25 protein-coding genes and 1 pseudogene are annotated in these 21,772 nt (G+C 68.1%); 14 read left to right on the top strand and 12 right to left on the bottom strand.

Annotated features, from left to right (window positions below):
* The first annotated feature begins 64 nt into the window (after positions 1–64).
* Positions 65–529: a hypothetical protein gene (locus BST44_RS18525; protein ID WP_083178554.1), complete on the top strand. Its 465-nt coding sequence runs from the start codon at positions 65–67 to the stop codon at positions 527–529.
* A gap of 128 nt (positions 530–657) precedes the next feature.
* Positions 658–1,788, top strand: coding sequence for a nitronate monooxygenase (locus BST44_RS18520; RefSeq protein WP_083178553.1), 1,131 nt, complete (start codon positions 658–660; stop codon positions 1,786–1,788).
* Between the two features lie 6 nt (positions 1,789–1,794).
* Here BST44_RS18520 and BST44_RS18515 read toward each other — a convergent pair whose 3' ends face one another.
* From BST44_RS18515 to BST44_RS18505, 3 genes are read right to left on the bottom strand one after another with little or no spacing between them, the layout of a single operon-like run.
* A complete protein-coding gene (locus tag BST44_RS18515) occupies positions 1,795–2,019 on the bottom strand; it encodes an Rv1893 family protein (protein WP_007170109.1) in 225 nt (74 codons plus the stop codon).
* 57 nt (positions 2,020–2,076) lie between these two features.
* Positions 2,077–2,367: a hypothetical protein gene (locus tag BST44_RS18510; protein WP_083178552.1), complete on the bottom strand. Its 291-nt coding sequence runs from the start codon at positions 2,365–2,367 to the stop codon at positions 2,077–2,079.
* Positions 2,368–2,379: 12 nt separating this feature from the next.
* On the bottom strand, positions 2,380–2,778 hold the full coding sequence (locus BST44_RS18505) for a hypothetical protein (RefSeq protein WP_083178551.1): 399 nt from the start codon (positions 2,776–2,778) through the stop codon (positions 2,380–2,382).
* A 211-nt stretch (positions 2,779–2,989) separates the two neighbouring features.
* On the opposite strand from BST44_RS18505, the gene BST44_RS18500 reads away from it, so the two are divergent.
* The 3 genes from BST44_RS18500 to BST44_RS18490 are packed head-to-tail and all read left to right on the top strand — an operon-like array spanning position 2,990 to position 5,861.
* Complete coding sequence (locus BST44_RS18500) at positions 2,990–4,276, top strand: cytochrome P450 (protein WP_083178577.1); 1,287 nt, start codon at positions 2,990–2,992, stop codon at positions 4,274–4,276.
* Between the two features lie 9 nt (positions 4,277–4,285).
* Positions 4,286–5,299 (top strand): alcohol dehydrogenase catalytic domain-containing protein, encoded by a 1,014-nt coding sequence (locus tag BST44_RS18495; protein WP_083178550.1) that lies wholly within the window; start codon positions 4,286–4,288, stop codon positions 5,297–5,299.
* A 13-nt stretch (positions 5,300–5,312) separates the two neighbouring features.
* Positions 5,313–5,861, top strand: a complete 549-nt coding sequence (locus tag BST44_RS18490) for a YceI family protein (protein ID WP_083178549.1) — start codon at positions 5,313–5,315, stop codon at positions 5,859–5,861.
* 13 nt (positions 5,862–5,874) lie between these two features.
* Here the strand turns inward: BST44_RS18490 and BST44_RS18485 are convergent, their stop codons facing one another.
* Positions 5,875–6,978, bottom strand: a complete 1,104-nt coding sequence (locus BST44_RS18485; protein WP_083178576.1) for a DUF7159 family protein — start codon at positions 6,976–6,978, stop codon at positions 5,875–5,877.
* A 602-nt stretch (positions 6,979–7,580) separates the two neighbouring features.
* Between BST44_RS18485 and ag85B the strand changes: the two genes are divergently transcribed.
* On the top strand, positions 7,581–8,573 hold the full coding sequence (gene ag85B / locus BST44_RS18480; protein ID WP_083178548.1) for a diacylglycerol acyltransferase/mycolyltransferase Ag85B: 993 nt from the start codon (positions 7,581–7,583) through the stop codon (positions 8,571–8,573).
* A gap of 85 nt (positions 8,574–8,658) precedes the next feature.
* Here ag85B and BST44_RS31790 read toward each other — a convergent pair.
* Positions 8,659–9,275, bottom strand: a pseudogene (locus tag BST44_RS31790) (lipoprotein LppJ family protein).
* A 60-nt stretch (positions 9,276–9,335) separates the two neighbouring features.
* Here BST44_RS31790 and BST44_RS18470 point away from each other — a divergent pair.
* From BST44_RS18470 to BST44_RS18440, 7 genes are all read left to right on the top strand, one after another.
* Entirely contained in the window at positions 9,336–9,911 is a 576-nt protein-coding gene (locus BST44_RS18470) for a chorismate mutase (protein WP_142274562.1), read from the top strand.
* 93 nt (positions 9,912–10,004) lie between these two features.
* Positions 10,005–10,454, top strand: coding sequence for a resuscitation-promoting factor RpfC (gene rpfC / locus BST44_RS18465; RefSeq protein WP_244184862.1), 450 nt, complete (start codon positions 10,005–10,007; stop codon positions 10,452–10,454).
* Positions 10,455–10,492: 38 nt separating this feature from the next.
* Entirely contained in the window at positions 10,493–10,966 is a 474-nt protein-coding gene (locus tag BST44_RS18460) for an SRPBCC family protein (RefSeq protein ID WP_142274561.1), read from the top strand.
* A gap of 6 nt (positions 10,967–10,972) precedes the next feature.
* Positions 10,973–11,806, top strand: coding sequence for an SDR family oxidoreductase (locus tag BST44_RS18455; protein ID WP_083178546.1), 834 nt, complete (start codon positions 10,973–10,975; stop codon positions 11,804–11,806).
* 28 nt (positions 11,807–11,834) lie between these two features.
* Positions 11,835–12,251 carry a lipoprotein LpqH gene (locus BST44_RS18450; RefSeq protein ID WP_083178545.1) on the top strand — a complete coding sequence of 139 codons (417 nt, stop codon included), beginning with the start codon at positions 11,835–11,837 and terminating at the stop codon, positions 12,249–12,251.
* Positions 12,252–12,304: 53 nt separating this feature from the next.
* Entirely contained in the window at positions 12,305–13,636 is a 1,332-nt protein-coding gene (locus tag BST44_RS18445) for a cytochrome P450 (RefSeq protein ID WP_083178573.1), read from the top strand.
* Between the two features lie 60 nt (positions 13,637–13,696).
* Complete coding sequence (locus tag BST44_RS18440; protein WP_083178544.1) at positions 13,697–14,152, top strand: nuclear transport factor 2 family protein; 456 nt, start codon at positions 13,697–13,699, stop codon at positions 14,150–14,152.
* Between the two features lie 64 nt (positions 14,153–14,216).
* On the opposite strand, the gene BST44_RS18435 is transcribed toward BST44_RS18440, so the two are convergent.
* Positions 14,217–16,175 carry a heavy metal translocating P-type ATPase gene (locus BST44_RS18435; protein WP_208619833.1) on the bottom strand — a complete coding sequence of 653 codons (1,959 nt, stop codon included), beginning with the start codon at positions 16,173–16,175 and terminating at the stop codon, positions 14,217–14,219.
* 108 nt (positions 16,176–16,283) lie between these two features.
* Between BST44_RS18435 and BST44_RS18430 the strand changes: the two genes are divergently transcribed.
* Positions 16,284–16,628, top strand: a complete 345-nt coding sequence (locus tag BST44_RS18430) for an ArsR/SmtB family transcription factor (RefSeq protein WP_083178542.1) — start codon at positions 16,284–16,286, stop codon at positions 16,626–16,628.
* 137 nt (positions 16,629–16,765) lie between these two features.
* On the opposite strand, the gene BST44_RS18425 is transcribed toward BST44_RS18430, so the two are convergent.
* From BST44_RS18425 to BST44_RS18400, 6 genes are all read right to left on the bottom strand, one after another.
* Positions 16,766–17,374, bottom strand: a complete 609-nt coding sequence (locus BST44_RS18425; protein ID WP_083178541.1) for a cation efflux transmembrane domain-containing protein — start codon at positions 17,372–17,374, stop codon at positions 16,766–16,768.
* A gap of 235 nt (positions 17,375–17,609) precedes the next feature.
* Positions 17,610–17,858: a DUF3761 domain-containing protein gene (locus BST44_RS18420; protein ID WP_083178540.1), complete on the bottom strand. Its 249-nt coding sequence runs from the start codon at positions 17,856–17,858 to the stop codon at positions 17,610–17,612.
* A 120-nt stretch (positions 17,859–17,978) separates the two neighbouring features.
* Positions 17,979–18,413, bottom strand: a complete 435-nt coding sequence (locus BST44_RS18415) for an SRPBCC family protein (protein WP_083178539.1) — start codon at positions 18,411–18,413, stop codon at positions 17,979–17,981.
* Positions 18,413–19,255 carry a lysophospholipid acyltransferase family protein gene (locus BST44_RS18410; RefSeq protein WP_083178538.1) on the bottom strand — a complete coding sequence of 281 codons (843 nt, stop codon included), beginning with the start codon at positions 19,253–19,255 and terminating at the stop codon, positions 18,413–18,415. Before BST44_RS18410 ends, BST44_RS18415 begins: the two co-directional genes overlap by 1 nt.
* Positions 19,256–19,286: 31 nt before the next feature.
* Positions 19,287–20,396, bottom strand: a complete 1,110-nt coding sequence (locus BST44_RS18405; protein ID WP_083178537.1) for an amidohydrolase family protein — start codon at positions 20,394–20,396, stop codon at positions 19,287–19,289.
* An 8-nt stretch (positions 20,397–20,404) separates the two neighbouring features.
* Positions 20,405–21,757, bottom strand: coding sequence for a type I glutamate--ammonia ligase (locus BST44_RS18400; protein ID WP_083178536.1), 1,353 nt, complete (start codon positions 21,755–21,757; stop codon positions 20,405–20,407).
* Between the last annotated feature and the right edge of the window lie 15 nt (positions 21,758–21,772).

Genomic DNA, 21,772 nt, shown 5'->3' with positions numbered 1-21,772 from the left:
GCCGCTGCGAAACAATGGATCCACGTCGAGAGTGCTCGCGATGAGCCAGAGATGGAGGCGCGTCATGGCCACGTTGCTCACGGCCTGTGGCGGATTCTTGTTCGCCGTCCTGTGGATGGATCTGATGTTCGACGTGCAAGTGCTCCGGTTCCGTTCCGCCCCAACCGATCTGCCCGAGCACGTGCTGGCTTCCATCGCGGCCTACTACCGTCGCGCGACAACCACGTCGCGTCCGATGGGCCGGTTGATCGCCGTGGTCATGCTGGTGCTGTTAGGGGCGTTGACCTACCAGTCCGCGCGCGGGCAGGACCCGTGGTGGCTTCTCGTGCTGTCGGCGGTCCTCGCGGGGACGCCGACGATGCTGGCGTTGACGCAGACGGTTCCCGACGCGGTCCGGCTCGGGCGGCGCGCGGACAATCCGCCCGAGCAGACGCGCCTGGCGCGGTCCGTCTGCCGCGACCACCTCGTGTGCGCCGGTTGCATGTTCGCGTTCGTGGTGCTGTGGGTTGCGTACGGCGCGCGGATCTGAGCGGCTCGTGAAATGACCGACGCGACGGGTCGTAGTGACAAAATGCAGGTCAGGACCCGCTGGCCACGTCAATGCCGTCCGTACTAAACTAGAACACGTTTCAATTCGGTCGCGCCCCAGGAGTAGGCATGCACACCGCCATCTGCGATGAGCTTGGTATTGAGTTCCCGATCTTCGCGTTCACCCATTGCCGTGATGTCGTGGTCGCGGTCAGCAAGGCCGGTGGTTTCGGCGTGCTGGGCGCGGTGGGCTTTACCCCCGAGCAGCTCGAGATCGAGCTCAACTGGATCGACGAGAACATCGGCGACCACCCATACGGCGTCGACATCGTCATCCCCAACAAGTACGAGGGCATGGACTCGCACCTGTCGGCCGAGGAGCTGGCGGAAACGCTGCGCAAGATGGTGCCCCAGGAGCACCTGGACTTCGGCAAGAAGATCCTCGCCGACCACGGGGTGCCGATCGAGGACAGCGACGGTGACAGCCTGCAGCTGCTGGGCTGGACCGAGGCGACGGCGACGCCCCAGGTCGAGGTGGCGCTCAAGCACCCGAAGGTGAAGATGATCGCCAACGCGCTCGGCACTCCCCCGGCCGACATGATCAAGCACATCCACGACGCCGGGCTCAAGGTGGCCGCGCTGTGCGGCTCGCCCTCGCAGGCCCGCAAGCACGCGGACGCGGGCGTCGACATCATCATCGCCCAGGGCGGCGAGGCCGGCGGGCACTGCGGTGAGGTGGGCTCGATTGTGTTGTGGCCGCAGGTGGTCAAGGAGGTCGCACCCGTGCCGGTGCTCGCGGCCGGTGGCATCGGCAGCGGTCAGCAGATCGCGGCCGCGCTGGCGCTCGGCGCGCAGGGCGCGTGGACCGGGTCGCAGTGGCTGATGGTCGAGGAGTCCTCGAACACGCCGGTGCAGCAACAGGCCTATGTGAAGGCCGGCAGCCGGGACACCGTGCGCAGCCGGTCGTTCACCGGTAAGCCGGCCCGCATGCTGCGCAACGACTGGACCGAGGCGTGGGAGCAGCCGGACAACCCGAAGCCCCTTGGGATGCCGCTGCAGTACATGGTGTCCGGCATGGCGGTGCGGGCGACGAACCGGTACCCCAACGAGAGCGTGGACGTCGCGTTCAACCCGGTCGGTCAGGTCGTCGGGCAGTTCAACAAGGTAGAGAAGACGGCGACGGTCATCGAGCGCTGGGTGCAGGAGTACCTGGAGGCGACGAACAGGCTGGACGAGCTGAACGAGGCCGCCTCGGTCTGACGACCGCTAGACCTCGTCGTCGAGCTCGTCTCGGCCGCTGAACATTTCCCTCGTCCGGTCGACGGCGTAGGTGCCGATGTCGATCGAATTCTGGACTATGCCGCTGGCTCCGCCGGAGATGTCACCGCGGATGATGTCGCTGGCGTGCTCGACGATGTCGGATGCCTTCTCGACCGCGTTGGTCGCGATGTCCCTGGCCGCGTCGACCGCGTCTTTCGGTTTGAAGCCCATCTCGAGTCTCCTCTTGTCGCCGGACGGTTGCTATGACTCTAGACCGGGCGCGGGGCGCTAGTAGTTCACCAAGGTGCGCCAGTACGATTCGGGGATTTCGGCCCCGGACCGCAGGATCCGGGCCAGCCCGACGGCCATGGCGAGGCCCAGCAGGCCCAGCCAGAGCCCGGCCAACCCGATGACCCCCCACAGCACGGCGGTGACGACCGGCCACGGCGACAGCACCGCGAGCACCGGCGCGAAAAAGAAGCCGGTTCCGATGTACCAGGCCGAGCCGGCGCGGTCGGACGCGAGGACGAAGCGCAGCCAGCGCGGGACGGGAGTTTCGCCGGGCCGACTGTCGCTCATGCGCTCAGCCGATCATCCCTCCGGGGGGAAGAACCCCGCCCCGGTGAACCAGCCCTCCTGCCAACCCCGTTCCCCGAGGCACAGCATGGGCAGCCCGCGATCCGACTGCGCCGCGGCCTGGGGCCCGGGGCACTTCGCGCCGGCCTGCTGCACCCCGTACAGCGGGTACGACATGACCCAATATCCGGTGGTGGCCGCCGGGAACTGATTGGGCGGAGGGAAGTGGCACGCCTCGGCCTGGCCGCTCGGGCCCCGACCGAAGATGAAGCGCTCATAGTTGTCGCACGGCGCGCCCAGCGAGGCCTGATAGTTCATGCCCGGCACGTCGCCGTCGTATCCGGCCGCCGCGCACGGCGCCAGGCCGACCGCGATACCCGCTACCGAAGCGGCGCTCAGCAATTCCCGAATCATGTTCCACCCCGCCTGTCGTCGCCGGTGACCTGCACCAAAGCATATCCATCGAGGCGCCGGTCACAAGACCGTATTGGCGTCCTGGGCGCGAAACGAGGAACACGTTCCAATTTGTCCCCGGCGATCTTGTGTCAACGCTTCCCAACCGTGGTGCAGCAATGGTTTATTTGCACAAAGACGACTAGACCACTTCGTGATCGAGGAGCGGGCCATGCCAACCGTCGAGCCAACCGCCAAGCCGGTCCCCAATCTCCCCCCCGGATTCGACTTCACCGATCCAGACATCCACGCCGAGCGCCTGCCGGTGGAGGAGTTGGCCGAACTGCGGCGCAGCGCGCCCATCTGGTGGAACGAGCAGCCGATCGGGGCGGGCGGATTCGACGACGGCGGCTTCTGGGTGGTGTCCAAGCACAAGGACGTCAAAGAGGTCTCGCTGCGCAGCGATGTCTTCTCCAGCCTGAAGAACACCGCCCTGCCGCGCTACAAGGACGGCACGGTCGGCGAGCAGGTCGAACGCGGCAAGTTCGTCCTGCTCAACATGGATGCGCCGCAACACACCCGGCTGCGCAAGATCATCTCCCGGGCGTTCACCCCGCGGTCCATCGAGCGGTTGCGGGGCGACCTCGCCGAGCGCGCCCGGCGCATCGTCGAGCAAGCGGCCGCCGAGGGGCGCGGCGACTTCGTCGAGCAGGTCTCCTGCGAGCTGCCGTTGCAGGCGATCGCCGGGTTGATGGGTGTGCCGCAGGAAGACCGCAAGAAGCTTTTCCACTGGTCCAACGAGATGGTCGGCGACCAGGATCCGGAGTTCGCCAGCAACGACTCCATCACCGCTTCGGTCGAACTCATCATGTATGGCATGCAGATGGCCGCCGAGCGGACGAAGAATCCGGGCGAAGACCTCGTCACCAAGTTGGTCCAGGCCGATATCGACGGCCACAAGCTCTCCGACGACGAGTTCGGCTTCTTCGTCATCCTGTTGGCCGTGGCCGGCAACGAGACCACCCGCAACTCCATCACCCAGGGCATGATGGCCTTCACCGACTTTCCCGACCAGTGGGAGTTGTTCAAGAGCGAGCGTCCCGCCACCGCGGCCGACGAGATCGTCCGGTGGGCCACCCCGGTGACGTCGTTCCAGCGCACCGCCCTGGAGGACTACGAACTGTCCGGCGTGCAGATCAAGAAGGGTCAGCGGGTGGTGATGGTCTACCGCTCGGCGAATTTCGACGAGGACGTCTTCGAGGACCCGTTCACGTTCAACATCCTGCGCGACCCCAACCCGCACGTGGGGTTCGGTGGCACGGGTGCGCATTACTGCATCGGGGCGAACTTGGCGCGGATGACCATCGACCTGATGTTCAACGCCATCGCCGACGGCATCCCGAACCTGGAAGCCATCGGAAAGCCCGAACGCCTGCGGTCCGGCTGGCTCAACGGGATCAAGCACTGGCAGGTCGACTACCACACCGACGGGGCGGCGAAATCACCTGCGGCGCACTAAGCTAACCCAATGCCGACACATCAAGCCGTCCGAATCCAGACCGAAGGCGGCCCCCTGGAGCTTGCCGAAGTGGACACGCGGCCGCCCGGTCGCGACGAGGTGCGGATCGCCGTCACCGCGTGCGGCATCTGCGGAACGGACCGGGCATTCGTCAACGGCGGCTTCCCGAATATGTCGTGGCCGCTGACCCCGGGGCATGAAATCGCCGGCACCATAGCCGAACTCGGCGAGGGCGTCGAGGGCTTCGCGGTGGGAGATCGTGTCGCGGTCGGCTGGTTCGGCGGCTGCTGCTACCGCTGCGACCCCTGCCGCAAAGGCATCTTCATCCACTGCGTCAACGGCAAGGTCCCCAGCTGGCACTACCCCGGCGGCTACGCCGAATCGGTGACCGTGCCGGCCAACGCGCTGGCCCGGATCCCCCAGGAACTCACGGATGTGGAAGCCGCGCCCATGGGCTGCGCGGGGGTCACGACCTACAACGCCCTGCGCCACACGAGGGCATTGCCCGGCGACCGGGTGGCCGTCCTTGGGGTTGGCGGCCTGGGCCACCTCGGCCTGCAGTTCGCTCGCGCGATGGGATTCGAGACCATTGCCATCGCTCGCGGTACCGGGAAAGCCGAGGACGCAAAGAAATTGGGCGCCCACCATTACATCGACTCCACCAGCGGTGACGTCTCGGATGCGCTGCGGGCGTTGGGCGGTGCGACGGTCGTCCTGGGGACGGCGGGCAACTCGAAGGCGATGGCCGACACGATCGGCGGCCTGGCGCCACAGGGCGAACTGGTAACCATCGGGGTAACCCCCGACCCGCTGCCCATCAGTCCCGTGCAATTGATCACGCCGGGGCTGAGCGTCGTCGGCCACCCCTCTGGCACGGCGAAAGACGTTGAAGACACGATGCATTTCGCCGTCATGTCGGGAGTGCGGGCGTGGATCGAGGAACTGCCGCTGTCGCAGGCCGCCGAGGGCTACGCGGCACTGGAGCAGGGGCGGGCGCACTACCGCACCGTCCTGACGATGTGACTACGGCCGGACCATGACCGACGAGTGGAGCTTGGGCGCCGCCGACGGCGAGTTGCTGATTGGCACCGGAGTCCGGGGCCGGGCCGCCCGAATGGGGCATCGCCTTACCATCGCGATGACCCGCTGGCGCGCCACCGTGAGCTGGGCCGGCTCGGAGCCCGCAAGCGCGGAACTGGTAGTCGAAACGGATTCGTTGGAGGTGCTGCGCGGCGAGGGCGGCGTAAAGGGATTGTCCGGGCCGGAAAAGGCCCTGGTGCGGTCCAACGCGTTGAAGTCGTTGGACGCAGACCGGTTTCCCGAAATCCGCTTCTCCACCCACGCCATCGAGGAGTCCGGCGACGGGTATCGGCTCACCGGCCGACTCGAAGTTCGGGGTAAATCCCGGGATCACGTAATCGACCTGCGCACACAGGATCTCGGAGACGCATGGCGGATGTCGACCGAGTCCACGGTCCGGCAGACGGACTACGGCATCAAGCCATACTCACTGTTGATGGGTTCGGTCCAGGTCGCCGACGACGTCTCGGTGACCTTCGCCGCAACTCACCCGAAAGACGTCTGAGCCGCCGGATCCGTCAGGGCTGCGGTTCGGCGGGCGCCGGCGCCGAGTCACCCGTCGGGTCACCGGAGTCGACCGGTATGTGCTCGAGCACTCGCGTCAGGTAGGGCTGCCGGCTGTCGGAATCCGGCGGCTGCACCTCCGGCGCGGCGGGTTCGGTGAGCGGTTCGTCCGCGCGGACCTTCGCCTGCGGGGTCAGCGGCGCCACGACCGGGGGCGGCGCGACGGCCTCGGCGACTTGCGGCGCAGGCGGGTGCACCGCGTGCCGGGGTGCGGGCTTGCTGGCCGGAGCCAGCTGGATGCCCACCGCGAGCGACAGTGAGGAGACGAAGGTGATGACACCGGCGGCCAACGTGGTCGCGGCCCCGGCGTACGAAAGCTTCCGCGGCGACGCGGGCGGGGCGGCGGGCTCCCCGGGTTGCTCCACCAGCAATTCGTCGCCGAACTCGGTGCTGCGCGCGGCGGTCAGCGCCGCACCCCGGGCGATCGTCACCTGGGCCATCGCTTGCACGAAAACCGGGACGGGCAGCGCATTCTCGAGGCGCCAGGAGAAACCGTCGATGTCGTTGTGCGCGCCGACGATCACGACCCCGCCCGGCCGCCATCCGTCGCGGTCGAACATGCCGGTCAGCCAGCGGGTCAGGCCGTCGAAGCCGCCGCGCACCTGTTTCGTCGCCGTCTGCGTCTGCCCGTCGTGGGTGTCGACCATGACGACGGTCGTCGCGTCATGGTCGACGACGCAGACCGCAGTCTGCTCGTAGCCGATGATCGGTGCGATGGCCTGCGCCAGCGTCTCGACCGCCTCGACTTGCCGGACCGGCACGACGTTGTCGAAACCCGCGTCGGTGAGCGCTTCGATCAGCAGGGCCGCCTGGGCCGCCGCCTCGTCGTTCCACGTCACCCCGATGATCCGCAGCCGGTGTTCGCTCTCGGCGGCCCGCGCTTCGACTCGCGCGATCTCGTCCACTACCTGCTCGGCGGTACTGACGGCGCGTGCGCCGCGGCCGGCGGGCAGCGCCAGCTCCTGATGATCCAGGATGGTGCCGTCTGCGCCGTGTCCCTCAGCGAGGACCCACCCGACGGCGGTCGGCGTCACTGATAGCCCTAGTACCGTTTCCAAACTCATGCCCCAATCGGTCCCGGGGGTCTCCGGCGCCCTCGACGCACCGACGCGCACCAGAAAACCCTGGTGAGGTGGTTCGTGAGAGCCGGAACCGACCCGAGAAAATGTGGTCTCCATCGGCTTGCTTCGTGAGAGCCTACGCGGTCGACGCGGCGCCGGCCGCGCCGGTTCGACATCGACGGCCGGCCGGCCGGGCCAGAACGGAGGAGATCGCCCGCCGGGAAACACCGAGAAACGCAGCGAAACGATGTCTTCGCCCGGCAGCGATAAACGCCTTACGGACCGAATCGGCCTTTTCGCGGTGGCGAGCCGGGGGTGCGGAGCCCACCGCCGTCATGGCGGCGTGCGAAATGGGCCGTGCGTGCGTTGCGGTGGACCCCGCCGCGACGCCCGCTGCCAGGAGTTTCGGGTAGTGCGGCGGTGCCGGCGGGCCGCGCAGCGGCCGGCGCGAACCCGGGCCCCCCGTTATCCCCGGTGCGGAATTGGTCGAAGAAAAGCGATACCAAAGTGAGATGTCCTCGCGTCCCGATCGACATTCGGCCTATTCGCACGGTAAATTCCTGCCTGAGACGACGATCACATACGGACAAGGGGCAGGTATGACAGATCTGAGCAAGAAGGTCCGGGCCTGGGGGCGCCGGCTTTTAGTCGGTACGGCAGCGGCTGTCACCCTGCCGGGCCTGATCGGTCTTGCCGGCGGCGCGCCGACCGCGGGGGCGTTTTCGCGCCCGGGCCTGCCCGTCGAATACCTGCAGGTGCCGTCCGCGGGTATGGGCCGCAACATCAAGGTCCAATTCCAGAGCGGCGGCAACAACTCCCCCGCGGTGTACCTGCTCGACGGGTTGCGAGCCCAGGACGACTACAACGGCTGGGACATCAACACGCCCGCGTTCGAGTGGTACTACCAGTCCGGCCTGTCGATCATCATGCCGGTCGGTGGCCAGTCCAGCTTCTACAGCGACTGGTACAGCCCGGCCTGCGGCAAGGCCGGCTGCACCACCTACAAGTGGGAGACGTTCCTGACCAGTGAGCTGCCGCAATACCTGCAGTCCAACAAGAGTGTGAAGCCCACCGGCAGCGCCGCGGTCGGCATCTCCATGGCCGGCTCCTCGGCGCTGATCCTGGCCGCCTACCACCCGCAGCAGTTCATCTACGCCGGTTCGCTGTCCGCCCTGATGGACCCCTCGCAGGGCATGGGGCCCTCCCTGATCGGCCTCGCGATGGGTGACGCCGGCGGGTACAAGGCGAGCGACATGTGGGGCCCGTCGAGCGACCCCGCCTGGCAGCGCAACGACCCCACAATCCAGATCCCCAAGCTGGTGGGCAACAACACCCGGCTCTGGGTCTACTGCGGTAACGGCACGCCGTCGGAGCTGGGCGGGGCGAACATGCCCGCCGAGTTCCTGGAGAACTTCGTGCGCAGCAGCAACCTGAAGTTCCAGGACGCCTACAACGCGGCCGGTGGCCACAACGCCGTGTTCCACTTCGACCAGAACGGAACCCACAGCTGGGAGTACTGGGGAGCCCAGCTCAACGCGATGAAGCCGGACCTGCAGGGCACCCTCGGTGCCACCCCCGGCGGCGGCGGATAAACCTCACCTGCCCCGAGGTCGCTACTGCGCCCGACGTCGACGCCGTCGGGCGCAGTAGTGCTTCCGGGGTCCTTGCGTCAGCCGGTCAACGCGTTCGGCCGATCTCGTCGGTGATGTCGCTCCACGCGGTCGCGTCCCCGCGGTGATCGCCGACGTTCCGGCACTGACCGTAGACGCGCAGGACACCCAGGCGTTGATCGTCGTCGTGGCGATAGACGATCACCGTGACGGCATCCTTGGTGAGCGTCGCGGCGAAAGCGTGATTGTTGGGCCGTAGGCCCTCGGCCCAGCCATGCTCGGCCAGCGTCGCGGCAATCCGCGGGAAGTAAGTGTCGGCCGCCGCCGCGGCGGGCACCGAGAACGTCAGATAGATCGCGCCTTGATAGGGGGGGCGTCGCGGTTCTTGCAGGACATCAGCGCATAGCCGGCCGACGACGCCCGCAGGCCCGTCGTGGCGAGGACGCTTCGCGCCGATTGGACGACCTGAGCCTTCGACTGGTCGTCGCTCAACGGACTGTCCGGATGGTCGAGCGCGTCGACCGGACTCGAATGCAGGCGGTCCACCATGAGGAAAGCGGCAGCCAGCAGCAAGGGAATCGCCAGCGCCACCGCGACCAGCACACGAATCTGCTTCGAACGCAATGATTTCCCGCGCTGCGTGGGAACGCGGTGCGGGCCGCGGCTGTCCATGGTCGACGACATCAGCATCTCAGGCTAACTCCGAGGCGCCTGCCCGCCCGGCGTTGCCGCACAATCATGGTCATGACCAGCCGCCGCGCCGCCCTGACGGCCCGCTGCGGCGGCGTGCTCGGCGGGCTCGCAATCCTGGCGGCTTCGCCGGCGACGGCCGACGACACCGGCCCGCTCACGCCGTTGGTGGACGCCGCCGCGCAGCGGTTACAGATCGCCGAGCCCGTGGCCGCCTTCAAGTGGACCACCCACGGGGGGATCGAAGACGAGGGCCGGGTTCAGCACGAGCTGGCGGTGATGGCCGCCGCGGCCGCCGCCCAGCGCGTCGACCCCGACTACGTCACCCGCGTGTTCGGCGACCAGATCAACGCCACCGAGGGCGTCGAATACAGCCGATTCGCGGATTGGAAGCTGAATCCCGCGGGCGCCCCGCGCGAGTCGGCGGATCTGTCGGCGTCGCGGTCGGTGATCGACGACCTCAACCAAGCCATGCTGTCCCAGGTGGTGGCCAACTGGGACCTGCTGCATTCGCCGGCGTGCCCCGCCCAGCTCGACCTCGCCAGGGCCGGCGTGGTCCGCGCGCGCCGGCTCGACGGCCTCTATCAACGGGCGCTGGCGTTAGCAACGCAGTCATATTGCCAGCAATAATTTAGTTTTTCCTCACCGGTTTCTAACACTTTCTTTTTGCTCCGGTAAAACGCCATTTCCGCTGATAGACGGCATATCTCGCCCCATTTTCGAATGGGTAACGCTTTGGCCACGGCGGCCGAAATCCAGGGCATGAAAATTCTCTGCAAGCCCCTCGTCAAGTCCCTGGCGGTCGGCGGGTTCGTTGCAGCGTCGATCGCTTCGTCCACCGGGGTGGTCAGCGCCGCCCCCACGCCCAACTGGGATGCGATCGCCCAGTGCGAGTCCGGCGGCAACTGGCACGCCAACACGGGGAACGGCAATTACGGTGGGCTTCAATTCAAGCCGGGCACGTGGCAGCGATACGGCGGTGTCGGCAATCCGGCCGCCGCGACCCGCGAGCAGCAAATCGCCGTGGCCAACCGGGTTTTCGCCGACCAGGGTGTGGAGGCGTGGCCGAAGTGCGGCGCCGCCTCTGGCCTGCCGATCGGTTGGTACTCGCACCCCGCGCAGGGCATCAAGGAGATCATCAACGGGCTGATCCAGGCGGCGGTTCCGCACTGACGATCAACCGCCTGTGCGGTCTATGACCAAACGGGAAGCTGTGTTTGGATCAGGCCATGGAAGGTTCGGCGACTGTTCATATGGCGGCGTCTGCGAACAAGATCTGGGATCTCATCGCAAACGTCGGCAACATCGGCCGGTTCTCCCCCGAAGTGTTCGAGGCCGAGTGGCTGGGCGGCGCGACCGGCCCGGCCCTCGGCGCGAAATTCCGTGGGCATGTGCGCCGCAACGAAATCGGGCCGGTCTATTGGACGACGTGCGAGGTCACCGCGTGCGAACCGGGCCGCGAATTCGGCTTCGCGGTGTTGCTCGGCGATCGGGCCGTCAACAACTGGCACTACCGGTTGGCGCCGAGCGGCGGCGGCACGGACGTGACCGAGTCTTTTCGGCTCAGCCCCGCGCCGTGGCTCGGCCTCTACTGGCTCATAGGCGGTTTCCTGCGCAAGCGACGCAACGTCCGCGACATGACCAAGACCCTGAACCGCATCAAAGATGTGGTCGAGGCCGGCTGACGCGCCGTGAAATCGATCTTCATCACCGGCGCCGGCAGCGGCATGGGCCGGGAGGGGGCCAAGCTGTTCCACGCCAAAGGCTGGCGGGTCGGCGCTGTGGACCGCAACGGCGAGGGTCTGGCGACGCTGCAGGAGGAACTCGGCGGGGATCGACTGTGGACCCGCCAGGTCGATGTGACGGACAAGGCGGCCCTTGAGGGCGCCCTGGCCGACTTCTGCGCAGGCAACCGCGACGGCGGCCTCGACATGATGTGGAACAACGCCGGCATCGGCGAAAGCGGGTGGTTCGAGGACGTGCCCTACGAGGCGGCGATGCGCGTCGTCGACATCAACTACAAGGCGGTACTGACCGGTGCCTACGCGTCGTTGCCGTACCTGAAGAGGACGCGGGGCAGCCTGATGTTTTCGACCTCGTCTTCGTCTGCGACCTACGGCATGCCCCGCCTGGCCGTTTATTCGTCGACCAAGCACGCGGTCAAAGGGTTGACCGAGGCGCTGAGTGTGGAATGGCGGCGGCACGGGGTGCGGGTCGCGGACGTGCTGCCCGGCCTGATCGACACCGCCATCCTGACCACGACGACGAACCACTCCGACGGCGGCGGCGCGCCGATGACGCCGGAGCAACTGCGCGCGACGGCGCCCAAGAAGGGCATGCTCCGGTTGATGCCGGCAAGCAGCGTGGCGGAAGCGGCGTGGCAGGCTTACCACCACCCGAAGCGGTTGCATTGGTACGTCCCCAAGAGCATTCGCCTGATCGACGTGTTCAAGGGGCTGAGCCCGGAGTTCGTGCGACGCAGCATCGTCAAGTCCCTGCCCGGGCTGATGCCGAAGCGGCAGTAGGGAAAGCGGCAGAAAAGGAGGTGAGCCGGTGCGAAACCGGTTAATCGGGGTGGTTTGCCTGCTGGTCGCCGTCGGCGTCGCGGGGTGCGGCCAGGCCCAGACGACGCCGCGGAAAGCGGCCCGCCTGACCGTCGACGGCGCTACGCACGCCACACGCCCTCCGGCGTGCAGCCAAAACCAGCAGTACCGCACCATCGACATCAAGGACCACGACGGCAGCGTCGAGGCGGTAGTGCTGACCAGCGGCTACCGGGCGATGCCGCAATGGGTGAAGATCCGCAACATCGACGGGTTCACCGGCAGCTTCTGGGAGGGCGGGGTCGGTGACGCGCACGCCGACGTCACCAACGACGCCTACACCATCACCGGCAGCGCGTACGGCATCAACAGCAGCAACCCCGACAAAGTGGTGACCACAGCATTCAAGATCATCGCCGAGTGCTGACCCAGCCCGGAGCGGGGGCCTAGGCTCGGTGACATCGACCGATGGAGGGGCCGGTGAAGGAACGACTGCACTGGTTGGCGATGCACGGGTTCATCCGGGGCGTCGCCACGCTCGGGGTCCGGCGGGGCGACCTGCACGCCAGGCTGATCGCCGATCCGACGGTGGCCGCCAACCCGGTCCCCTTCTACGACGAACTGCGGGCCGCGGGGCCGCTGGTCAAGGGGCGCGTCAGCTATCTGACCGCCGACCACGCGCTCGCCCACGAGCTGCTGCGCTCCGACGACTTCCGCGTGCTGGTGTTCGGGGCGAACCTGCCCGGGCCGTTGAAATGGCTCGAACGCCACACCCGCGACGACCTGCTGCATCCGCTGCGCGCGCCGTCGCTGCTCGCGGTCGAGCCGCCGGACCACACCCGGTACCGCAAGACGGTGTCGGCCGTCTTCACCCCGCGGGCGGTCGCCGCGTTGCGGGACCGGGTGGAGCAGACGGCCGCCGCCCTGTTGGATCAGCTGGCCGCCGAATCCGGCGCCTCCGGTGTCGTCGACGTCGTCGGGCGCTATTGCTCGCGACTGCCGGTCGCGATCATCAGCGACATCCTCGGCGTTCCCGAGCGAGACCGGGGGCGCGTCCTGGAGTTCGGTGAACTCGCCGCGCCGAGCCTGGACATCGGCCTGACGTGGCAGCAGTACCGCACGGTGCAGCGCGGGCTGGCCGGCTTCAGCTCCTGGCTCGACGGGCATCTGGGCCGGCTGCGGAGCGCCCCGAGCGACAACCTGATGAGCCAGCTGATCCAGATTGCCGAAAGCGGCTCCGCCGAGACACATTTGGATGAGAACGAGCTGCGAGCGATCGCCGGGCTGGTCCTGGCGGCCGGTTTCGAGACCACGGTGAACCTGCTGGGCAACGGGATTCGCATGCTGCTGGACGCCCCCGACCGCCTCGATACCCTGCGCCGGCGGCCCGAGTTATGGCCCAATGCCGTCGAGGAGATACTGCGGCTGGAGTCCCCGGTGCAGTTGACCGCGCGGGTGGCGCTCAAGGATGTCGAGTTGGGCGCCAGGCAAGTTCAGCGCGGCGACCTGGTGCTGGTCTATCTGGCCGCCGCCAACCGCGACCCGGCGGTGTTCGCCGAACCGCACCGTTTCGACATCGAACGGGCCAACGCGGGAAGGCATCTCGCGTTTTCCGGGGGCCGGCACTTCTGCCTGGGTGCGGCGCTGGCGCGCGCCGAGGGCGAGGTCGGGCTCCGCACGTTCTTCGACCGCTTCCCCGAGGTGCGCGCGGCGGGCGCGGGCAGCAGGCGCGACACGCGCGTGCTGCGGGGCTGGTCGTCGCTGCCGGTGGCGCTGGGTCCGGCACGGTCGATGGCGCGCGTCGACGGCTAGGGATTTGGTGTTGACACCCGTTGGGTAACCGAGTTTATTTGCGCTATGACAGACGTTTCTATGATCTCGGTCGAGGATGTGGTCCTCGGGATGTGGCAGGCGCTCTCGCGGCGGGACTGGGAGGCGGTCAAGACTTTCCTCTCCGATGACTGCCTCTACGTCGACATGCCGGTCCCCGCGCTGTCGGCGCGCGGACCCGAAGACATCGTCAAGCGGCTGAAGATGGGCCTCGAGCCGCTGGCCGGCTACGAGAACCACGACGGCGTGCTGGTGTCCAACGGTTCCGACGTGCTGTACGAGCACTCCGAGACGTGGACGTTCGCGACCGGCGAGCAAGGCGTGCTGAGGTTCGTGACCGTCCACAAGGTCGTCTCGCAAGGGGACGAACCGAAGATCACGGTCTGGAAGGACTATTGGGACATGAACTCGTTGGTGGCCTTCGCTCCCCCGAACCACTTCGAGAACCTGGCGAACGCCGACACCAGCTGGGTGTTCGACGCTTCGGGGTTGGTCTGACGCTCTTTTGCGGACGCGCTGGGGCCGGGTTAGAAATCCAACCGACCTCGACCACGTGGCTCTGCTAGCGGGGTGAGCGACCCGGCGTGGGCCAGGCGCTGTTGCGCAGCAGGCGCAGGCCGTTGAGGCCGACCAGGACGGTGGAGCCCTCATGGCCGGCGACGCCGAGTGGGAGTGGCAGGTGCCCGAGCAAGTCCCATGCGACGAGTACGGCAATGAAGGTCGCGGCGATGGTGAGGTTGGCCGCGACCACGCGGCGTGCGCGGCGCGCGAGAGCGATGACAGCGGGAACGGTGGCCAGGTCGTCGCGGGTGATGACGGCGTCGGCGGTTTCCAGGGTGAGGTCGGAGCCGGAGCGGCCCATGGCTATGCCGACGTGCGCCACGGCCATGGCCGGAGCATCGTTGACCCCGTCGCCGACGAGCAGCACTTTGGCGCCGTTGGCTTCCAAGTCTCGGACCGCGGTGACCTTGTCCTCGGGGAGTAGCTCGGCCCGGACGTCGGAGATACCCAGCTCGCTGGCGAGTCGCGCCGCGGCGCGCGGGTTGTCCCCCGTCAGCAGGACGGGCTCGGCGCCGGTGAGCGTGGCAACGCGCGCGGCGGCGTCAGCGGCTTCGCCGCGGGGGCGGTCCGCCAGGCCGAGCACTCCCGCGGGGATGCCGTTGACGCGCACGACGATAGCCGTCTGGCCGGTGTGTTCCAGCTCGGTGACGGTTGCCCGGGCGGGATGGTCGTGCCGGTCGAGCAGGGTCGGGCTGCCGACCTCGATGATGTCGGCGCCGATCCGGGCACGGACACCTCGTCCGGGTGTCGACGTGAAATCGGTTGCCGACCGCAGCGATAGGTTCTCATCGAGAGCCGCGGCGACGATGGCGCGTGCCAACGGATGCTCAGAGGGGTGCTCCGCGGCGGCGGCCAGCGACAGCAGCTCCTTTTCGGTCCACTTCGCCTGCGACAGCGTGTGCACGCCGGTGAGCCGCGGTGCCCCCTCGGTCAGCGTTCCGGTCTTGTCAAGGGCGACTTGGGTTACGGTGGCCAGCTTTTCGAGCACGACAGCCGATTTGACCAGCACCCCGTGGCGGCCGGCGTTGGCGATCGCCACCAAGAGCGGCGGCATGGTCGAAAGGACCAATGCGCACGGCGAGGCGACGATCATGAACGTCATCGCCCTCAGCAGCGCCGACTGCAGGTCGGCGCCCAACCACAACGGAATCACGAACAAGGCGATGGTCGCGCACACCATGCCCACCGAGTAGCGCTGTTCGACTTTCTCGATGAACAACTGCATCCGGGCCTTGCTGGCGCTCGCCTCGGCAACCATCGCAACGATCCGCGCGATGACGGTCTCGGCGGCCGGCCGGGTCACCCGCACCCGAAGTGTGCCGGTGCCGTTGAGCGTCCCGGCGAACACTTCGTCGCCGGTGGTCTTGTCGACCGGCAGAGGTTCCCCGGTGATGGTGGCCTGGTCCACCTCGCTGGCCCCGTCGATCACGACGCCGTCGCCGCCGACCCGTTCCCCGGGCCGGATCAGCAGCACGTCGCCGACGTCGAGGATCGCGGTGGCAACGACCTCGTCGGCGCCCGCCGGCGTGACGCGCGTGGCGGTGTCCGGCGCGAGGTCCAGCAGTCCGCGCACGGAATCCTCCGTCCGCTTGGTTGCCACGGCCTCCAGCGCACCGGAGGTGGCGAAGATGACGATCAGCAGCGCTCCGTCGAAAACCTGGCCGATCGCCGCTGCGCCGACGGCCGCGGCGACCATCAGCAAGTCGACGTCCAGGGTTTTGCCCCGCAATGCCTGTAGTCCCGCAAGCCCGGGTTCCCACCCGCCGGCGGCGTAGCAGGCCAGGTAAAGCGCCCAATACAACCACGCGGGTCCCCCGGCCAGTTGCGCGAGCAGGCCTAACCCGAACAATCCCGTCGCGATCAGCGACCACCGAACCTCCGGAAGGGTCCAGGTGCTCGACCTCGGGGCTCGCCACGAGGGGACGCGCCCGTCAGCGTCGAATCCGGAAGAAGCAGCGATCGGGGTGCTGGAGGTCACCCGACCACCCTATATGCATGATCATGCGTATATGCAAATGCACGAGCAGATAGGTGATTGATCACCCAGGTCAGCGTTATGCTTGACGCTGTGCACACATCGATCGCCGGGTTCACCATGCCGACTGACGCGCAGGTCGAACGCGCCACCGAATCGTTTCGGATGCTGAGCGACCCGACCCGCATCAAGGTGTTGTGGGCGTTGTCGCAGGGCGAATCGTCGGTGGCGTGCCTGGCCGAGCTGGCCGATGTGGCACCAGCGGTGGTCAGCCAGCATTTGGCCAAGTTGCGCCTGGCCGGGCTGGTCAAAGGCCGTCGCGAAGGAACGTTCGTCTACTACTCGCCCGCCGATCAGGACGTGTTGCGCGTGCTTGGTCAGGCGCTTTTCGGCACCGACCCCGTCGGCACTGCGGCCGCGCCCATCAAGGGGGCCTGACCGGCCTCTGTCGCGGGCGGGTCGAACCGCAGTCGGCCTGCCCCAGGCGCCCACGGCCGTCCCCCGCGCGGTCCTCGGATTGTGCACCGCGACGGCCTCGAGAGAGTGCCGGACACGCCTGGAAGCGTGCGCAGCCGTTACGGGTCAGCAGTGTGGGTGAACAGAATCTCCTTGACCTCACGCAGTGCGTAGAGCACAAGGACATACCCGGCGAGCGGATCGGCCCACCACCAGCCCGCGAGGGCGTTGAGCAGCAGCCCGAGCAGGACAGCAGTCGAAAGTAGGCCGTCGATCAGTGTGACCCGGCCTTCCGTGGCGAGGACCGGATTGCCCAGCGCGGCGCCGGTTCGGGCCTTGCCGGCCGCCAACGCGAACATTGCCCCCGCGGTGATCGCTGTCCAGGCGATGCCCAGCGGTGAGTGTTGCGGATGAAAGCCCTTGGTTATCACCACGGTTGATTGCACCAGCAGGTATACCGCCAGCGCGGCGAAGCCGACTCCGATGAGGCGCAAAGCAATCCGCTGGCGGTCCTCACCGGTTCCGGAGAGCTCCCAGACCACCACGAGTGAGGCGCCGATCTCGATCAAGGAGTCCAGGCCGAAGCCGGCCAAGGCCACCGATCGCGCATCGATGGCCGCCACCGCGAGAACGACGATACCCACCACATTCCAGGCCAGCGTGGCGTACTCGAGGGCAAATCCACGCCGCAGCAAAGACTTACGCGCGCCTTCGCTGAGATGGCTCATCACTAGAGCAGTCTCACACACGGCCGCACCAGCCAGGCTTGCGGGTTGCGCGCGAGGGGCTCACCGGTAACGGCCGATCCCTTGGGGACGGCGTGGTGGGCCCGGGCGAGCGGGGCCGCCGGCGACACGCTGGGCCGGGATGGATTCGGCGACATCGACGCCCGAGCCACTGGGATGGTCACCCCTCGTGTCTTCGACCATCCCAGCGCTTCCGGAGCGCCGACGTCGCCGACCGCTACAAGTACCGCTGCACGCCGCCGTGGCCGTGGCAGGTGCCGCCGGCGTGCGGATGTTCGCTGAACGACCAGTTTCCGTCCGCGCATTGCGCGGTGGCACCCGGCGGCTGCGAGCCGCCGTGCTGCGGATACGGGACGCAGTCACCGGAGCTGGCGGTGTAGCACCCGGGCGACGTGTAGGCCGGTGCTGCCAAACCGGTTGCGGCGGCGGCGATGGCTGCGACGACAAGAGTTGCGCGGAGCAACATGCCCCCAAACCCTTTCCTGTTCGATCTGTTTGGTGACGTTGCCCGATTCGTCGATCGGAGCGTATGCCGCGCGCGGGTTGATTACGGGCGAATTGGAAAAATAGCCGCGCCCGTAGTCGGCTACGACTCGGCCAGCTTCCGGAGGCGCTTCAACGTTTCCGAGAGCGTGCGTCCCACCTGGCGCACGGCTAACCGGTCCGCGATGTACCCGATCAGCCCGCCCGGCGCCTGATACGACAGCCGGAACGTCACCTTCGTTCGCCCGTCGTTCGCATCGCGCAGCCGGATCCGCCCGCGCAACGTGACGCCGGTGATGCCGACCCAGGCCAGGTCGCGGTCCTCGTCGAACTCGACCACCTCGATCAGGCCACCGACGGGTACGGAGCCGATCTTCCAGTGGACGGTGTAGCGCGCACCGACGCCGGCGGGCTTGTCGTTCGAGGACTCCCAACGCTCCAGGCTCGTCATGAACGACGGATAGCAGCCGGGGTCGCTGACGATCTTCCACACCGCGGACCGGTCGGCGTTGACGACGCAACGGCGTTCGACGCGCATCAGCCGATCACCGGGAATCGCCGTTCGGCGGCCAGCCGGTCGACGCCGCCCTGCAGGCTGGCCATCACCTTGTCGTGCACCGCCTGGTCCTCGAGATCCGAGCCGTCGACCTCGATCGGGTCCTGAACCTCGATCACGATCTTGGTGGGCAGCGGGATGTGGCCCGCCAGGTCGCTGATGTTCAGGCCCCAGGGCAGCGCCAGCGATATCGGGATGCTTTTGAGCCGGAGCAGCCGGTCGGCCATCAGCAGCCTGGCCAGCCACTGCCCGCGGTTGAGGAACAACGCGCTCTCCTGACCGCCGACGCTGGCGACGGGGACGATCGGCACCCCCGCCTCGCGGGCCAGCTTGACGTAGCCCATCCGGCCGCCGAAGTCGACCTTGTGACGTTCCCAGGAGGGCCGGAAGACCTCGTAGTCGCCGCCGGGGTAGACCAGCAGCGCGGCGCCGGAATCCAATGCGAGACGGGCGTTCTCGGGGTTGGCGGCGACGGTGCCGAACTTACGCAGCCAGCCAAGCGGCGGTGCGGAGACGACGAGGTTGTGGGCCAGCTGATAGAAGGGCCGTTCGACGCCGAAATACGAGCAGAAGGCCAACGTGAATACGAAGGTGTCGGGCGGCACGTTGCCGCCGCTGTGGTTGCCGACCAGCAGCACCGGCCCCTCGGCCGGGATGCGATCCAGGCCCCGCACGTCCGCCCGGAAGTAGAACGACGCCAGCAGCCAGGTGCCCGGAAGCTGGTCGCGAATGTAGTCCGGGTCCCGCTGGTCGAGGTCGGCCTTGGGCACCCACGACACGACCGTGTTGCGGGCCCAATCCAAGACGCCCTTCGCGGTCGCCATAACCGCCCGTATACCCCGCGGTCCCCGGGGGTCAAACGCCGTACAGACCGGCGGCGTTGTCGTGAGCGATCAGGTCGACCACCCGGATGGCGTCGCGTTCGCTCCAGTCGTCGCCGATCACGAATTCGCGCAGCACGCGGTGAATGCCGGTGCGCCACAGGGCCGCACCGAGGAAGTGGAGTTCGGCGGGTCCGAACCCGTCCGACGAGTAGAGGATTTTGTGGAACGGCGCCAGCTCCAGCAGCCGGGCGAGGAACGCCGGTGATCGCGCCCCCAGCTGGTTCACGCTCAGCCCGCCGTCGAGATAGACGTTGTTGAACGCCTGCGCGAGATATCCGGCCTCACGCTCGTAGGGGTAGCAGTGCAACAGCACGATCGGGGTGTCCCCGGACCGCCGCAGGAAGTCGAGCAACAGCAGCGGGTTGGTCTTGTGCAGGTCGCAGTCGCGGTCGCCGAGGCCGACGTGCAATTGCAGGGGCTTGCCCAATCGCAGCGCCCGATGCAACCCGAAACGCAGCAGCACCCGATCCGTCAACCGGGTACCGCCGCGGTCGCGCCACCGGCCGGCCGCCTCGGTGACCTGTGCGGCCGAGGGCTCGGTGAGGTCGCCGTCGAACCCGCCCCGGTAGGCCAGGATCGACTTGGTGCCGACCGCCGTCGCGGCGCGCCGGCGCAAGACGTCCTCGAACGCCGTCGCGTAGTCGCCCGGCGCCCGCGCGGCCTGCTCGGCGACCTGCTCGAGCCGGACGATCTCGTGCGCGCGGCCGCCGGACAGCTCGGCCATGTCGGCCGGTCCGGCGACGTCCGCCCCGATCCCGGTGTCCACTAGCCAGTCACCGACTCCCGCGGGCGGCAGGAACGTGCGGGCCAGTTCCACCTCGTCGAACTGGGTGCGCCTCTCCCAATATGATTGTGGGTCAACATGTTTCGGGAGACCGAGGACGGGTGCACAGTGGGCCCGCACGGCGAAGCCGAGTTGCGTGTCGAATCCCGGGCCCACGATCGGCTCGGTGTTGGCCTCGTTGAGCGCGTTCTCGAACCGCTGGCGGTCCCCCGGCGCCAGCCAGCAACCGTGGGCGTGTTGATCGATCAGGGTCACCTGGTCGATGTGCTCGGCCAGCGCGCGAGGGTGGGATGTCATGGACCCTGTCACAGGCTCCAGGCCATGCGGAACTTGTCCGCCAGTTGCTCGGGGTCGAGGTTGCCGTACCGCTCGTGCTCCAGCGTGCGGACGGCGACGAGCATGTCGACCGCGTGATCGCCCAGGACACCCCGCATCAGCTTGGAATGGTCCAGCGCGGCAATCACTTCGGCCTGTTTCCTGTCCAGGCTGACGATGCCGTCGCGGTCCCGCTCGGACGCGGCGAGGTCGGCCGGGTCGATCGTGACCTCCGGGGGCAGCGGCGCTCCGCGCTTGATTCCGTCCAGGGCCAGCCCCAAAATCGCCGCCGACGCCAGGTAGGGGTTCGCGGAGGGGTCGACGATCTTCACTTCGACGTTTCCGCCGCGCGGGTTGCCGGGCCCACCCGCGATGAACCGCACTGCCGCCTCGCGGTTTTCGGTTCCCCAGCACGCGTACGCGCCGGCCCAGTTGCCGGGGTGCATCCGCAGGCCGGACACGATCGACCCGCACAACACGGCCTGAGCCTCCGGCAGTCCGTGGACCACCCCGGCCACCACGCTTTCCCCCGTCGCCGTCATGCCGTGCGCGCCCGCGCCGTCGGAGAACAGCGGACCATCGGGCATCGTCAGCGAAAAGTGCTGGTGCGCACCGGACCCGACGCCGTCCGCGAACGGGGCGGGCGACAGGCTGATGCGGACGTCGTGGCGGCGGGCCACCCGCCCGATGACGAGCCGCAACAGCACCAACTGGTCGGCGGCGGCCACCGGCGGTTGGGGCGCCAGGGAGAGTTCGAACTGGTTGGCCCCGTACTCGGGATGGAACTGCTCGATCGCGATGCCGGCCGCCGCCGCCGACCGGGTGACGTCGCGGACGAACGCTTCATGCTCGAGGACGCCGGCGAGGCCGTACTGCGCCCACAGCGTCGACGGAAGGCGGGCGCCGTCGGGACCCACCAGCAGGAATTCCACCTCGTGCCCGATCAGCGCGTCGACCCCGGCCTCGGCGAGCGTGGCCTCGACCCGGCCCAGCGTCCCGCGGGCGCACGCGGGGTCGGGCGCGCCGTCCTGGGAGAAGAACGCGGCGGGCGCCCACGCCAGCCCGTCGCCGACGATGCGCAAGGCCGACAGGTCGATGCGGAGGCGCTGGTCGCCGATCACGCCGACATCGCGGGTGAAGGCGATGCCGCTCTGGTCGATCGCGAAGGCGTGCCACGAGGGGCTGGCGCCGAGGCCGGGGTCGGCGAAGGTGTTCGTCCGCCGGATCGGGACCGTCTTGGCCAGGGTGAGCCCGGCGGGGTTCACGACGGTGCCGATGACGGTGTCGACGCCCTCGGCCTCCAGCTGGGCGATCGCCGCGGCGGCGAGCGGTGTGCCGGTCATGGCAGTCATTGTGCA

This window comes from Mycobacterium scrofulaceum (genome assembly GCF_002086735.1).
Classification (GTDB): Bacteria; Actinomycetota; Actinomycetes; order Mycobacteriales; family Mycobacteriaceae; genus Mycobacterium; species Mycobacterium scrofulaceum.
This window is presented reverse-complemented; position numbering and strand designations above follow the sequence as displayed.